The sequence below is a fragment of the Corallococcus caeni genome (assembly GCF_036245865.1).
GTDB classification, from domain to species: Bacteria; Myxococcota; Myxococcia; order Myxococcales; family Myxococcaceae; genus Corallococcus; species Corallococcus caeni.
Map to the genome: position 1 here is coordinate 958,765 of NZ_BTTW01000001.1, position 13,599 is coordinate 972,363.

The 13,599-nt window shown below is 70.3% G+C and carries 13 protein-coding genes; 5 read left to right on the plus strand and 8 right to left on the minus strand.

The annotated features are described in order from the left end of the window. The first annotated feature begins 203 nt into the window (after positions 1-203). A complete protein-coding gene (locus AABA78_RS03845) occupies positions 204-1,253 on the plus strand; it encodes a GNAT family N-acetyltransferase (RefSeq protein ID WP_338261673.1) in 1,050 nt (349 codons plus the stop codon). Here AABA78_RS03845 and AABA78_RS03850 read toward each other — a convergent pair. Further along, positions 1,237-2,367, minus strand: a complete 1,131-nt coding sequence (locus tag AABA78_RS03850) for a hypothetical protein (protein ID WP_338261674.1) — start codon at positions 2,365-2,367, stop codon at positions 1,237-1,239. The two genes, AABA78_RS03845 and AABA78_RS03850, sit on opposite strands and share 17 nt — an antisense overlap. 93 nt (positions 2,368-2,460) lie before the next feature. On the opposite strand from AABA78_RS03850, the gene AABA78_RS03855 reads away from it, so the two are divergent. The 3 genes from AABA78_RS03855 (at position 2,461) to AABA78_RS03865 (ending at position 5,163) form a co-directional block, all read left to right on the plus strand. Then, positions 2,461-2,994, plus strand: coding sequence for a hypothetical protein (locus tag AABA78_RS03855; RefSeq protein ID WP_338261675.1), 534 nt, complete (start codon positions 2,461-2,463; stop codon positions 2,992-2,994). Between the two features lie 90 nt (positions 2,995-3,084). Then, a complete protein-coding gene (locus tag AABA78_RS03860; protein ID WP_338262371.1) occupies positions 3,085-4,338 on the plus strand; it encodes an APC family permease in 1,254 nt (417 codons plus the stop codon). A 141-nt stretch (positions 4,339-4,479) separates the two neighbouring features. Then, entirely contained in the window at positions 4,480-5,163 is a 684-nt protein-coding gene (locus AABA78_RS03865; RefSeq protein ID WP_338261676.1) for an abortive infection system antitoxin AbiGi family protein, read from the plus strand. A gap of 6 nt (positions 5,164-5,169) precedes the next feature. Here the strand turns inward: AABA78_RS03865 and AABA78_RS03870 are convergent, their stop codons facing one another. From AABA78_RS03870 to AABA78_RS03890, 5 genes are all read right to left on the minus strand, one after another. Next, positions 5,170-6,516 (minus strand): Fic family protein, encoded by a 1,347-nt coding sequence (locus AABA78_RS03870; RefSeq protein ID WP_338261677.1) that lies wholly within the window; start codon positions 6,514-6,516, stop codon positions 5,170-5,172. A gap of 50 nt (positions 6,517-6,566) precedes the next feature. Continuing rightward, positions 6,567-7,217 carry a macro domain-containing protein gene (locus AABA78_RS03875; protein WP_338261678.1) on the minus strand — a complete coding sequence of 217 codons (651 nt, stop codon included), beginning with the start codon at positions 7,215-7,217 and terminating at the stop codon, positions 6,567-6,569. Positions 7,218-7,230: 13 nt separating this feature from the next. Continuing rightward, entirely contained in the window at positions 7,231-8,442 is a 1,212-nt protein-coding gene (locus tag AABA78_RS03880; protein WP_338261679.1) for a tetratricopeptide repeat protein, read from the minus strand. Positions 8,443-8,500: 58 nt separating this feature from the next. Next, a complete protein-coding gene (dbpA, locus tag AABA78_RS03885) occupies positions 8,501-9,886 on the minus strand; it encodes an ATP-dependent RNA helicase DbpA (RefSeq protein ID WP_338261680.1) in 1,386 nt (461 codons plus the stop codon). Positions 9,887-9,971: 85 nt separating this feature from the next. Next, positions 9,972-10,565 carry a TetR/AcrR family transcriptional regulator gene (locus AABA78_RS03890; protein ID WP_338261681.1) on the minus strand — a complete coding sequence of 198 codons (594 nt, stop codon included), beginning with the start codon at positions 10,563-10,565 and terminating at the stop codon, positions 9,972-9,974. A gap of 92 nt (positions 10,566-10,657) precedes the next feature. Between AABA78_RS03890 and AABA78_RS03895 the strand changes: the two genes are divergently transcribed. Further along, a complete protein-coding gene (locus AABA78_RS03895; protein WP_338261682.1) occupies positions 10,658-11,035 on the plus strand; it encodes a DUF1304 domain-containing protein in 378 nt (125 codons plus the stop codon). 9 nt (positions 11,036-11,044) lie between these two features. Here the strand turns inward: AABA78_RS03895 and AABA78_RS03900 are convergent, their stop codons facing one another. Both AABA78_RS03900 and AABA78_RS03905 read right to left on the minus strand, forming a co-directional pair. After that, the gene (locus AABA78_RS03900; protein WP_338261683.1) at positions 11,045-11,554 is read right to left on the minus strand and encodes an FmdE family protein; all 510 of its coding nucleotides are present in this window, start codon (positions 11,552-11,554) and stop codon (positions 11,045-11,047) included. A gap of 250 nt (positions 11,555-11,804) precedes the next feature. After that, positions 11,805-13,346, minus strand: coding sequence for a caspase family protein (locus AABA78_RS03905; protein WP_338261684.1), 1,542 nt, complete (start codon positions 13,344-13,346; stop codon positions 11,805-11,807). Positions 13,347-13,599: the final 253 nt, after the last annotated feature.

Genomic DNA, 13,599 nt, shown 5'->3' on the forward strand with positions numbered 1-13,599 from the left:
TCGCACACTCCCCCGCCCTCCTGGCGCGGTGCCTGTGGGACACCCCACGCGGCGGGCCTGGCATTGACGCGGCAATGACAGCCAGGACGTAACCGTCCACGGCAGCCGCTTTCCAGCACGGCCCCCCTCCCTACCTTCAAAGCCATGAAAGCAAGCTCATGGCGAGGCTTCGCGCTCCGGCATCCCGTCCCCGGAGGCAGGCCATGATTGAGGTGCGAACCTTTGACGGCGACGCCTCCGAGGCCTCCTGGTTCCTCAACCGCGTCTGGCAGTCCACCTACGGCAAGACGGCGCCGCTGCCCGTCTGGGACAAGCGCTTCTACGATTGGCGCCTGTTCCGGGGCGGCCAGGCGCCGCGCGACTACCTGCTGGCCGCCTACGAGGGGAAGACGCTGGTGGGCACCCTCTTCGCGGAGCCCGCGAGGCTCCGCCTGGGCCGCCTGGAGGTGGACGGCAGCTACGGACTGCGGGCCACCGTCACGAACTCCCATCGCGGACAGGGCATTGGCGCGAAGCTGGCAAAGGAGCTGCTCCGGCGGCACCAGGACCGGGCGGCGCGGCTCACCCTGGGCTTCACGACCGCGGAGCCCCGCCCGCCGGGCTTCTGGCGCAGGTCGTGGAACACGCGCCTCTTCGGGGGGCTCGGGCTGTGGATGTATGCCTTTGACGCGCGGGCGCTGGCCCGCTGGTCCTTCACGGACAACGAGCGGAGGCTGTTCACGCTGGCGCAGCCCTTCCTGCGGCACCGCTTCCGCGAGGCGGACCGCGAGGGCATCCGCCCGTATCAGCTCGCGGACCTGGGGCGCTGCGCGACGCTGGTCCACGACATGCTGCGCCCGGTGACGCTGGGCTACACGTACACGACCGAGCAGCTGGCGGCCCAGCTCCAGTACCGCGACGTGCCCCACACCTTCGTGCTGGAGCAGGACGGCGAGGTGCGCGGGCTCGTCAGCTCCCACAGCCTCTTGATGACGGGCGTGGGGGAGCTCACCGCGGAGGTCGTGGACCTGATGGCCTTCCACGACTCCGTGTCCGCGCAAGACCGGCAGCGGCTGCTCCAGGTGGCCATGCAGGACATGGAGCGCCGGGGCGTGGCGTGCGCGGGCATGCTGCGCGGGCCCGGCACGCCGGTGTCCCTGCTGTGTCGCTCGGGCTGGGTGCCGCTGCCCCGGCGCGCGAAGGTGACGTGCCTCATGCCCATCTGCGACCTGGACCTGCCCGCCGACCCGTGCGTCTTCACCCACCTGCGATGACGCGCGAGCGCGAGCCCTGGACCTTGCGGTAGAGCCGCACGGCCCCGCGGGCCACGGTCCGCACGCCCCCGCCCGCGCAGACGCACAGCGCGGGCAGGACGAGCAGCAGGTACTGCGGCCACTTGGTGTTCCACAGCAAGAGGAACACCAGCCCCACGACGGCGCCCACCGCCCACACGGGCCGCTCGCGCCACGTCGCGGGCAGGCCCACCACCGCCAGCGGCAGCAGCGCGCGGGCGTTGAAGTGCGTGAGGTAGATGCCCGGGTCGGAGGCCGACAGCCACGTGTCCGTGAGGAACGCGAGCGGCTGGTACCAGGGCAGCGCGGCGCGGCGCACGTGCTCGTTGTGCGAATAGTCCCAGTGGAACGTGATGGACTCCCACAGCAGCGCGAACGGCGACGACCACAGCGCGGGGTTCACGAGGAGGAACGCCGCCGCCGTGGACACGACGATGGCGGCCCACGGGCGCCACCGCGTGCGCGCGCCCGCCACCAGGAACGGCAGGAACGTGAGCCCGCCCACCAGGCCGTACGGATACTTCCCCGCCGCCGCCAGCCCCAGGAGCGCGCCGGACACCGCGGTCCATCCCGGCGCGAAGCCGTGGCGCCGGGCGCGCTCGAAGGCGAGCAGCGCGAGCACCGCGAACAGCCCCGGCACCGCCTCCAGGTACGCCTGGGACGTGTACTTCGTGTGGTACGGGTCCCACGCGAGCAGGAGCGCGCCCAACGGATCCACGAGCGCCACGAGCCCCACCTGGAGCACCCCGGCCACCGCCGACAGGCTCCGCGTCGCGCGGAACACGGGGCGCGCGGCGTCCGGGATGGGCTGGCCCATGGGCACGTTTGACCAGTCGGGTTCGGGAGCGCCCGTCACCCGCACGGTCTGCGCGAAGAGCAGCTTCACCAGCGGCGGGTGTTCGAAGTTCTCCCGCAGCTTGCCGATGTCGCCCCAGCGCCCCTCCTCCAGCATCCCGGCATAGGTGAAGGCGATGGGCAGGTAGGTCGCCTCGTCGAAGTCCTGGCCCAGCCGTTCCACGGCGTGGGCGCGTTGCCAGACGGCGACCAGGACGGCGGCGAGTGCGACGAGGAGGGCCAGCAGGCGCGTGCGGGACACGTGCGTACGGATATCACGAAGGCCGCGTGCGGCCCGCCGAGCAGCGGAGGCGCGGCCCTGGTGTCGCGCGGCCCGACGCCCCAGCTTTGGGGCATGAGAATCGCACGCGTCCTCACTGTTGCCGCCCTGCTCGCGGGCGGTTCCGCTGTCGCGAAGCGCGACGAGACCGTGGAGCTGCGGACGCCCCGGACGACCGTGCGTGCGACCGTCGATGCGCAGGGTCTCCAGGGCCCGGACCTGCGGCTCCAGCTGTCGGACACCGCGTTGAAGGGCCAGGCCTTCCAGCGCCCCGTGGACCTGAAGCTGTCGGACCAGCGCATCCAGGGCACCGTGGACCAGAAGCCGGTGGACCTCACCGTGCGCGAGCGCCCGGACGTGGTGGAGGCGCTGGGCACCTTCGCGGGCCAGCCGTCGTCCCTGACGCTCAGCCCGGATGAGCTGACGGGGTCGGTGGGGCCGTGCGGCTACAACCTCATCATCGAGCGCGACCGCAAGCACTACCGGGGGACGCGCGCCTGCGGCAATGAGCGCGAGAACGACGTGTACGTCGCCATCCCCAGGGCCCTGGAGAAGGAGCCCGCGTCCGGGCGCATCGCCGCGCTGAGCGTGCTGCTCTCCCACCCCTGAGGGCGCGCACGGTGGTGGTGCGCGGGGCGCGGGTGTAGTGAAGTCCGGGCCGTGTCCACCCTCCCCTCCGGCGTCGCGCCCGAGCGCACCATCGGGCCACTTCAACTACTGGCCCTGGGCGTCAACGGCATTGTCGGCGTCGGCATCTTCTTCGCGCCCGCGGAGGTCGCCGCGCAGGCGCCCGGCCTGGGCGCGGTGTGGGCCTTCGCGCTGACGGGGCTCGCGCTGGTGCCCGTGGCGTTCGCGTTCGCGGTGCTCGGCCGGCGGTTCGACTCGGATGGCGGGCCCGTGGTGTTCGCGCGCGCGGCGTTCGGCGAGCGCGTGTCGTTCCTCGTCGGCTGGGTGGCCTACGTCAGCGCCTTCTTGAGCACGTCCGCGGTGATGGCGGGCCTGGCGCGGGCGGTGGCACCGTCGGTGGGCCTGGGAGGGCCCATGGGCGAGCGGCTGCTGGCCTCCGCGCTGGTGACGGGGCTGGCGGCGCTGGTGGCCTCCGGCATCCGCGTGTCCGCGCGGACATGGACGGGGCTCACGGTGCTCAAGCTACTGCCCCTGGCGGCGCTGCTGGGCGCGTTCTTCTTCCTGCCGGCCGGGCAGGTGCCGCCACCGCTGCCCGCCACGGGGACGTCCTGGCTCAAGGCGGGGCTGACGGTGATGTTCGCCTACCAGGGCTTTGAAATCGTCCCGGTCATCGCCGGGCAGGTGCGCGCGTCGGAGCGCACGGTGCCCATGGCGACGGTGGGCTCCTTGCTGCTGGCGATGCTGCTGTACGTGGGGCTCGTGTGGGCGTGCGTGGCGGCGCTGCCGGACCTGGCGCACGCGGGCGCGCCCCTGGCGCAGGCGGCGGGCGTGTGGGGCGGCGCGGGGCTGGAGCGGCTGGTGGGCGCGGGCACCAGCGTGTCCGCGCTGGGCATCTGCGTGGGGATGATGGTGACGACGCCGCGCTACCTGTCCGCGCTGGCCTCCGGGGAGCGCTCGCTGTTCGGGCTGGAGCGCATGTCCGCGACGGGCGTGCCCATGCGGGCGCTCACGGTGACGTGGGCGCTGGTGCTGGGGTTCGTGAACCTGGGCGACCTGTCGGAGCTCTTCGCCCTCTCCGCCATCGCGGTGCTGATGCAATTCGGTGTCACCGCGGCGGCGCTGGCGGTGCTGGCCCTGCGGCGGGAGCGGGGCCTGCGGCCGGCGCACGCGCTGCTCGCGGTGCCCACGCTGGTGCTGGGCCTGACGCTGGTGGCCTTCGGCGCGAGCGCGCGCGAGGCGGCGGTGGCCCTGGTGGCGGTGCTCGCGGGGCTGGCGCTGATGAGCCTGTCGCGGCCGAGGGAGCCAGCGCCCGTCCGCCTGCCCTGACGTCTCGGCACGTCTGGAGGGCGGGCAGGCCTGGGGACAACCCGGCACGTTGTGTTGCGAAGGGGCGACCGGGCCGGGAGACTCGCGCGGGGGTCTTGCGAGGCGATGCTCGGGTATCAGGCGAATGCGCAGTGGCGGGACATGTCCGACTTCGTGGTGCACTTCACGAAGCCCGGGCCTCCGTACCACGACGCCTACCAGAACATGATGAGCATCCTGGGAGCGCGCACGCTCATCCCGGGCGCGGAGGGGTTTGGCATCGCGCGGCGGGAGGCGGTGGTGGCGGACCGGCACCGCTCGGTGTGCTTCAGCGAGATTCCGCTCGATCAGCTCGCGAGGCTGGTGCAGCGCCGGAGCCTGTACGGCATCGCCTTCCGCAAGAGCTTCATCCTGTCGCAGGGCGGAGGACCCGTCTGGTACGTGCAGTACGGCTCCCCGGCGCACCTGGCGATGAGGCACCAGCTGGATCAGGCGCTGGCGGCGAAGGAGCCGCACAAGGAGCCCGTGTGGGCGGTGACGCCCTTCGTGGACATCCAGGGTGACGCGCACAACGCGCCCTACAGCTACCGCTTCGACTGGGAGCGCGAGTGGCGCGTCCCAGGCCTGCTGCGCTTCACGGAGTACGACGTCGCGGCGCTCTTCCTCCCGGAAGAGGTCCACACCCTGGCCCAGGACTTCTTCGCCTGGGCGGTGCGCGAGCGCGCGGGCCCGGGCTACTTCTGCCCGGTGCTGGATCCGGGCTGGAAGGCGGAGCAGATCATGGAGGCGCTGGCGAAGCAGCCGGAGGCGCCGGTGGCGGCGGAGCGCAAGAGCGTGCAGGGGTGACCGGCCTCAGGCCTTGTGTTTCTTGAGGCGTCTCTCGAGCTGGGCAACGGGAGAGAAGGTGAAAGCCCGTCCGACCTGCGACCTGCTCAAGAACCCCGCGGCTTCGAGGTCGAGGAGATCCTGACGGGCGGTTTGATAGACCACGCCGTGCCGACGCCGGTGCGACTGGATGTCGTAGCGCGCGGCCGGATGGTGAAGAGCATGTGCTAGCAACTCTCGCTGCCGATGATTGAGGCTCGGATCCTCCTGGAGGAGAAGATCCACCTGCCTGGCGTCCCGCGCCTTCCGATTCAGATACGCGTAGAGGTCATCGGTCGCGCGTTGGATGACGTCCAGTTGGTGCAGGAGGAAGTAGGTAACGTCTCCTCCGTCCGTCTCCGTGAACAGGAACGCCCGGCTGTATTGCATCTGGGCGCGCTGGATGATCCGGGAAATGGAGAGGAACTCCGCGATCCAATACCCCTGGCGAATCATGCTCCAATAGAACAGGGCCCGAGCAGTGCGTCCGTTTCCATCCACGAAAGGATGGTCGTAGGCGAGCATGAAGTGAATCACGATGGCGCGTACGACCGGATGGATGAAGGCATCCCCTCCAGGGTCATTCGCGAACGCACAGAGCTGCCGCAACCGGCCGGGCAGTTCACTGGCGTCAGGGGGAACATGGAGGATCTCTCCACTCGCACGGTCCTGGACGGTGATGGGCTCATCGCCGCGCCGCAAGCACCCCTCTTCGCCAGCGTCAAGCGTGTCACGCGTGATGGTTTCGTGCAGTTCCAGGAGCAGAGAGGTCGTCAGCGGCGCATGCGCCTTCCGGCGCATCAATTCCATCGCCTGGAAGTTGTTGAAGATCATCCGCTCGTCCTTGGTCCGAGGCGGACGGCCCTGCTCCAGCATCTCCTTGGCGACCTTTCGCGTCGTGGAGGCCCCTTCAAGCTGACTGGAGGTGATGGCCTCTTCCATCAACGACTCGATGATGTATCGGTCCCGGACGTCCGAATTGGCCAGTTGAGGGTCCGCCAGCTCCAGCCTCTTCCCGAGCTGCCAGTCGATCCGGTGCAGGCCCGATAGGAGACTGTCAGGACGGGCAACGGAGAACGGCTGCCCTGTCTTGTCGAGAAGCGGCAGGTCGGAGCCTAGCGCGGCGCGTGCGGCCCTCACCCGGTACCACCACTCTTCATGTGTCATGCCCTGGGACACGGGATGACGGCGAAGCTCATCCCAGTGGAGATAGCGACCGTCTATCTCCGGCCCTATCGGCTTGCGCTCCAGCAGGGCGACAAGCCGCTCCGCTCCTTCCCGAGCCACCCTCTGGACGAATGCATGGAGGTCTGGAGGCGTCGAGGGGAGTCGCATGGGCTTGAACCACCAATCTACTACTAATTTTTACTAAAAATAGTAGTTCCTCACCGTTCCGGGTCTACACGGAGCCGGAAGTCGTCCTCGGCGGCCTGGCGCAGCGAGTGGGGAATGGAGGGCCTGCCCATGACCGTACGCACCCAAGCCTCCTTCATCTGGCGCGCGCAGCGCTCCGGCGGCATCCGTCCCACGGCGGTCGCGAGGCCCGGACACAGCATCGTCCGGATGGGCGTCTTCGCCGTGGCGTTGTGGGCGAGGACGGCTCGCAACGCGGCTCGGAACGCGAGATAGGCATTCACCGTGTCGCTGACGTCCGCGGGAACGCGCATCGTGGGCGCGCTGATGCACCACGGGATTTCCGGGCGCCCGGTGGGGACCAGCACCGCCAGCCCCACGGGCAGCTCGCCGCCGTGCTCCTTCGCCAGCAGTTCCCGCAGCCGCTCCTGGACCTGGGGCCCCAGCTGGTACGTGTAGACGGCATCGATGCCGCCATCCATGAACCCGAAGCTGTTCGCCGGACTGACCACCGCGTCCGCGCGCACGTCAATGGGATCCGAAGCGGACACCGTGCCCGCGCGCTCCGAGAAGATGTCTCCCTGAGAGATCGTGACACCTGGAACGCCGTCGAACTCCCGGCGCCACGCCTCCACCAGTGCACGTCCCAGGTCTCGCAGATGGAGTTGAAGCGCAGGCGCCATGGTGGCCCGCATCCTACTCGCGATTGACGCGCGTGCCCGACACGGGCTTCACCTCTCCACGAAGAATGGCCACCGCCAGCTCGCGCGTGTCCTCGTACGAGGGCTCGCCGCGGAAGAAGGCGAAGGTCAGGTGTGAGTTGTCTTCTTCGTAGCCATCGAAGTGGAAGGTCCGCTCCGTGACGCCGGGCGGCCGCAGCTCGTTGGTGAATGAATACGAGCCCAGGCTCAGGCGCCACTTCACCGGAGTGCCGTTCGTCCCAGGCGTCTCCACGTAGAAGACGTAGCGGACGGCCCAGTCCCCCTCGAGCTTGAAGTGCTCCGCCACCATCACCGTCGCCGCGCCCTCCTGGAACTGCTCGCGGACGAAGAAGGGGCTGTCCACCTTGCCCTCGTCGTTCAGCTTCACCAGCCTGGCGCGCGCGGCGTCGCGCTCCTGGAGCTGCTTCAGCGCTTCGTGCTCCTGCACCAGCTTCGCGAGCGTGCGCCAGTCCTCGGGCATCGCATGGGCGGCGGCCTGGAAGTGCGCCAGCGCTCGCTCATGGTCCCCGTGGTTCTGGTACGCCTGAGCGATGTTGTACTGGAGCATCGGCTGGCGCGGATGCTGGGGCGTCGTCTTGGCCAGCCACTGAAGCGCTTCGGCTTCGCTCCCCTCTTCCAGGAGCATCAGGCCGAGGTTGCCCGAGGACTCCGCATCCGCCGGGTCCAACGCAATCGCATGTTCAAAGGCCTTCCGCGCCTTGTCCTTCTCCTGGGCTGTCACCAGCGCCTCGCCCAGCGCGGACCAGTACTTCACCGTCCGGGGTGCCAGCTCGGTCGCGCGGGTCAGCTCCGCGATGGAGCCCTGCAGGTCCTGTGTGTACCCGAGCGAAAAGCCCTTGAGGTAGTGGTACTCCGCGACGTCCGGCGCCAACGACAGGGCCTTATCGAACTCCTGCCCCGCCTCCGCGTCGCGCTCGCCATAGAAATACACACGTCCCAGGAGGTAATGCAGGTGCGCGTCCGCCGGATCCTTCTGGAGGGCAGCCTCCAGCTCCTTTTGGATCCGGGCGAAGGTCTGCTGCTGGGCCGGGCTCGCGGGAGCGAACCGGACGGCGTCCAGTTGCTTCTCCCACTCCGCGGCGGCAGGCGTCCGGGCCAACTGGACGGTATCGGGAGCGACGGGCGCGGCGGTCCTGCACGCCACGCTCAGGGTCAACAACGCCAGACACACAAGGCTTCGGGGCATGCGGGCAATCTCTCACGGCCCCTCATGCCCCGTTCATCACCGTTCCATCATCAGAACATCACCGCACGCGTTCGATGCGGTGCTTGCGGCCCTTGATGCGGCCTTCGCTCAGGCGCTGGAACGCCACCTTCACCACGCGCTTGGAGACGGCGACGAAGGCGTGATGGTCGTGGATCTCAATCTTGCCCACGTCCTCCGCCTTCAGCCCGCCCGCCTCGCCCGTGAGCGCGCCCAGGATGTCCCCGGGCCGCATCTTGTCCTTGCGCCCCGCGGAGATGGACAGCGTCTCCCAGCCAGAGATGAGCGACACGCCCGGCACGTTCTCCGGCACCAGCGCGTCCACGTCTCCCTTCTCCAGCTTCACGCCCGTGGTCCCTTCAATGTCGTCCACCTTCCGGCTGTCCGAGCGCGTCACCAGCGACAGCGCCAGCCCGCGCCGTCCCGCGCGACCCGTGCGGCCGATACGGTGCACGTACGCTTCCGGCTGCTGCGGCAGTTCGTAGTTCACCACCGCGTCCAGCGCCTCCACGTCGATGCCCCGGCCCGCCACGTCCGTGGCCACCAGCACCCGCGTGCTGTGATTGCGGAACTTCGCCATCACCCGGTCCCGGTCGAACTGCTCCAGGTCCCCCTGCAACCCGTCCGCGCTCACGCCCGCCTGAACCAGCGCCCGCGTCAGCTCCACCACCACCGCCTTGAAGTTGCAGAACACGATGGCGGAGGCCGGCTGGTACTGGCGCAGCAGGCGCAACAGCAGCGTCTGCTTCTCCTCCGGCGTGCACGCATACGCCACCTGCTGGATGTCCGGCGCGGACTCCTCCTGCGCCAATGACACGCGCACAGGGTCCTTCTGGAACGCGCGGCTCAGCTTCTCGATGTCGTCCGGGAACGTCGCGGAGAAGAGCACCGTCTGCCGCTTCGCGGGCGTGGCGCCCAGCACCCGCTCCATGTCCTCGCGGAAGCCCATGTCCAGCATCCGGTCCGCTTCATCCAGCACCACCGTGGCCAGGTGCCGCGTGTCCAGCACCTCGCGGTCCAGCAGGTCCATGATGCGCCCCGGCGTCCCCACGCCGATGTGCACGCCCTTCTCCAGCGCCTCCACCTGCGGCCGGATGGGCTGCCCGCCCGCGAGCGCCAGCACCTGCACGCCCGGCATCCGGCGCGCCAGCCGCCTGATCTCTCCCGCCACCTGCGCGCACAGCTCGCGCGTCGGGCAGAGCACCAGCGCCTGGAGGTGGCGGTCCTGCGTGAGCTTCACCTTCTGCAGGATGGGCAGCGCGAACGCCGCCGTCTTCCCGCTGCCCGTGCGCGCCTGGCCCACCAGGTCCTTGCCCTGCAACAGCACCGGGATGCTCTGCGCCTGGATGGGGGTGGCGGTCTTGAACTCCAGCTCCTCCAGCACCTGGAGCAGCGGGGGCGACAGCGCGAGCGCGGAGAATTCCATCGAAGCCTCGGGGGACGGAGGCACGGGCGCCTCGGGAGAACGCGCCCTTGTAGCAGCCTTCCCACGCCGGACAAGCCCGGCGCCCCTACCCCGCCCAGCCCGCCACCTCGCCCGCCGTCGCCTGGGCCAGCTTCGCCGCGGCGCCCGGGTCCACGCGCGCCGTGACGAGCACGCCAATCACCGCCCCCAAGAGCAGCTCCACCCGGCGAGCCACCGTCTTGCGCGGCAGCACGCCTGCCCGCGCCGCGCCCTCCAGGGCCCGCGTCAGGTGGCCTCGCAGGAGCGCCCGGTAGTCCTCCACCGCCTGCTTCGCCTCCGCGTCATGCGGGCCCAGCTCCGTCGCCGTATTCACCAGCAGGCAGCCCCGCCGCGTCAGGGCCGGCGGCGCGGTGGCCATCGTCGTCGCGAGCGACTCGAAGTATTGCGTCACCTGCTCCAGGCCCGGCGCGTCCTTCGCGAAGACGCCCAGCCGCGGCCCGATGACCTCCTGGAGGTACAGCGCGATGGCCCGCGCGAACAGCCCGCGCTTGCTGTCGAACGTCTGGTACAGGCTGGAGCGGTTCAGCCCTGTCGCGGCCTCCAGGTCCGACAGCGACGTCGCCTCGTAGCCGCGCGACCAGAACACTCCCAGCGCCGCCCGCACCGCCTCTGTCTCGTCGAACGCCCGCGTCCGCGCCACGTCACCCTCCTTGACAATTCTGAACTGACCGTTTCAATATGGATTCGGAACTGACTGGTTCAGAATAACCCAACCCCGGAGGGGGAGTCATCATGTCGCCACTGGCGCAGGTCTTCGCGGTCATCGCCGCGCTCATCCACGTGCTGTTCTTCGTGATGGAGAGCATCGTCTTCACGCGGCCGAAGGTGTGGAAGCGCTTCGGGCTGAAGTCGCAGGCGGACGCGGACGTGATGAAGGGGATGGCGTTCAACCAGGGCTTCTACAACCTGTTCCTGGCCCTGGGCGTGCTGGTGGGCGTGGTGCTGGTGCACACCGGCGCGGTGGCGTCGGGCGTGGCGGCCGTGATGTTCGGCTGCGCGTGCATGGCGCTGGCGGCGGTGGTGCTGGTGAGCAGCAACCGGCACTTCCTCCGGGCGAGCCTCATCCAGGGTGCCCTGCCCATGCTGGCGATTGGGCTCGTCGTCCTCTGAGCGGCGGCGTCAGGGCGCGACGGTTTCGAAGACGTCCGCGTCCGGCAGGGTGAGGACGGCCCGGCCCGCTTCGCCCAGCTTCTCGCGTGGCACGTCGCGGAAGCGCTGCACGAAGCTCGCGGACGGGCGCAGTGTGAGGGATTGGCCGGTGTCGCGGTTGCGGAACGTGGTCGCGGTGTCCGCCAGCGCGGGCGCCGTCACCAGCGACAGGTTGAGCTTGCCCAGGCTGGCGCCGGTGGCCGCCGCCGCTCCGTCCGCGACGCAGGTGTACTGGACCTGCGCCGGGCTGTGATGGATGACCTCCAGCTTGAAGCTGCCCCGGGGCAGGCCCAGCTGCTGGAGCGCGTGTTCGCCCATCCGGTAGCCCGCGACCGCCCACGGCCCCGCACCGCCATGCACCAGCGCCACCCGCTCCAGCGCGCCCGGTTCAGCGGGCGGGGTCGAAGTGGGCTTCGTGCTCGCGCAGCCCAGGGTGAGGCCCAGCGTGACGGAGAGCAGGAGATGGCGGTGCAGGGTCATGGGTGGCTCCGGAGGAAGGACGGGCGGAGCGTTCTACCTGGAAGCCTCGGGCCCTGACGACCCGCGACTCCACCCAGGCCTCCGGCCGCGAGCCCTGGCCACGCGGCGTACCGCGCGAACCTGTCCGACAGTCGGACAGGTCGGGAGGACCACGGCTGAGCAGCCCTCCGTCCCGGCCGACCCGCGACAACTGGTCCGACTGTCGGACCAGTTGGGACAGCATCGGGGGAGGAGCTGGGTGTCCGGCGGATTAGAGCGAGTACCCGACCAGCAGCGACGCGGAGGCCCTGGGCACCAGTGCCGTGCCGGAGTCTCGCTTCGCCATGACGCCTCCGGCGGAGGCGCTCAGGAGCATCGACAGGCGACTTCGCACGTCCAGCCTCACGCCCCCGGTCACGAGCGCCAGCGGTTCCAGTCCGAAGCGTGCTTCTTCGTCCGGGATGCGCGACTGGAAGACGGCCAGTGCCCCGGCCTCCAGCGCGCCGCTGAACGTCCAGGCTCCGTGCTTCCAGTGCGGCCCCGCGCCCAACCGCAGCTCCAGCTCCGTCTGCTGGAAGGCCACCCCGCTGCCCGTCCCCCTGCGCACCCCGAGCGCCAGGCTCGACGTGTCCACGCCGGAGAACAGCCGCCCTTCCCGCACCAGGCGCACGTCCAGGCCCGCGATGGACGACAGCCCCGCCACGAGGCCCGACGTCAACGACGGCCCCACCGCGAGCAGCAGCGACGACCCCGCTCCCCCCTTGCGCGCGAGCCGCAGCCTCGCGGCCTCCTCCAGGGGCGTGCCCCCCACGGAGACGGTTCCGTCGAGCGGCACCCGTACCGACCGCTCCAGGTATCCCTCGTCCGCGCGCAGCAGCAGCCGGTACGTGCCGGGCGCCACGGCCAGCGTCGTGGGGCCCTCACCCTTCTCCAGATCCGCCACCAGCGAGCCACTCTCCGACGCCACCACGAGCCAGCGTCCCGGCGTCTTCACGTCGAGCGTCAACCGGCCGCGCGCCTGATTGGGCTCGGAGAGCACCAGCTCGCCGCGTCCGCGCAGGTCCATCCGGAACGTGGGGCGCTGCACGCCTCCTGGTGACACGAGCGTGGACTCCAGCGTCCTCGCGTAGGCGTAGCGGTAGGCCTCCTCCAGCGTGACGCGCCCATCGCGTGATGCATCCGCCGCGCCGCGCAGCCCCGCCGCCAGATGGTGCGTGAAGAAGGAGCCCTGCAGTGCATCCGACTCCTGCGCGTACTCATCCGCGCCTGAGGCGCTGATGACCACCCGCCCCTCCAGGTCCGAGGCCTCCATCGTGACCGGCGCAACCACGGGTTTGAGGCCCTTCAGGCGCGTGGCGAGCCCGGAGCGGCAGGAGTCCAGGATGAGCAGCCCCACGCCCACCGGCGCGCCCTTGAGGAAGTCCACCAGCTCGCGCATCGGCAGCTCGGTGCCGCGCAGGTGCAGGCTGCCGTCACCCGCGTGCGACGACACGTACAGCAAGAGCCAGTCCCGCGACGAGGCCTCCACCGCGAGCCGTGCCTGGAAGCCCTTCAGGGCCTCCCGCAGCGTCGCGGCATCCGCGCCCAGCAGCGTCACCGTGCGCTCCGGCGGCACGGCGCCCACTTCCTGGAGCACCTCGCGCATCCGCCGCGCATCCGCCTCCGCGAAGCGCAGCCGCTCTTCACCTGAAAGGCCCTGGTTCTCTCCCACCACCAGCGCCCAGCGGCGTGGCGCCTCCTCCGCAGCGGCGCCCGGAAGCGGCCACAGCCCCAACAGCAGCACCGTGAGCGCCCGGATGCATGGGCTCAGCACCGAGCGACGCGGAGCCCCCTCCTCAGCGGTCCTTCGGAGCGGCCACAGCACCGGGAGCAGCACCGCGCCCACCCATTGGCCCAGCCCAAGCACCCAGCGATGCGGAGTCCCCTTCTTGGCTGTCTTCCGGAACAGGCCCAGCCTCGTGAACAGCACCGCGCCCGCCCATTGGCCCAGTCCCAAAACCCAGCGGTGCGGAGCCCGTTCCCTGGCGGGCCTCCGGAGCGGGCCCAACGCCGTGAACACCCGCACG

Coding starts and splice junctions, on each gene's coding strand:
- AABA78_RS03865 (WP_338261676.1), top strand. CDS start 4,480: ATGTCCGACTTCGTGGTGCACTTCACGAAGCCCGGGCCTCCGTACCAC.
- AABA78_RS03900 (WP_338261683.1), bottom strand. CDS start 11,554: ATGACCCTGCACCGCCATCTCCTGCTCTCCGTCACGCTGGGCCTCACC.
- dbpA (WP_338261680.1), bottom strand. CDS start 9,886: ATGGAATTCTCCGCGCTCGCGCTGTCGCCCCCGCTGCTCCAGGTGCTG.
- AABA78_RS03870 (WP_338261677.1), bottom strand. CDS start 6,516: ATGCGACTCCCCTCGACGCCTCCAGACCTCCATGCATTCGTCCAGAGG.
- AABA78_RS03875 (WP_338261678.1), bottom strand. CDS start 7,217: ATGGCGCCTGCGCTTCAACTCCATCTGCGAGACCTGGGACGTGCACTG.
- AABA78_RS03880 (WP_338261679.1), bottom strand. CDS start 8,442: ATGCCCCGAAGCCTTGTGTGTCTGGCGTTGTTGACCCTGAGCGTGGCG.
- AABA78_RS03895 (WP_338261682.1), top strand. CDS start 10,658: ATGTCGCCACTGGCGCAGGTCTTCGCGGTCATCGCCGCGCTCATCCAC.
- AABA78_RS03855 (WP_338261675.1), top strand. CDS start 2,461: ATGAGAATCGCACGCGTCCTCACTGTTGCCGCCCTGCTCGCGGGCGGT.
- AABA78_RS03845 (WP_338261673.1), top strand. CDS start 204: ATGATTGAGGTGCGAACCTTTGACGGCGACGCCTCCGAGGCCTCCTGG.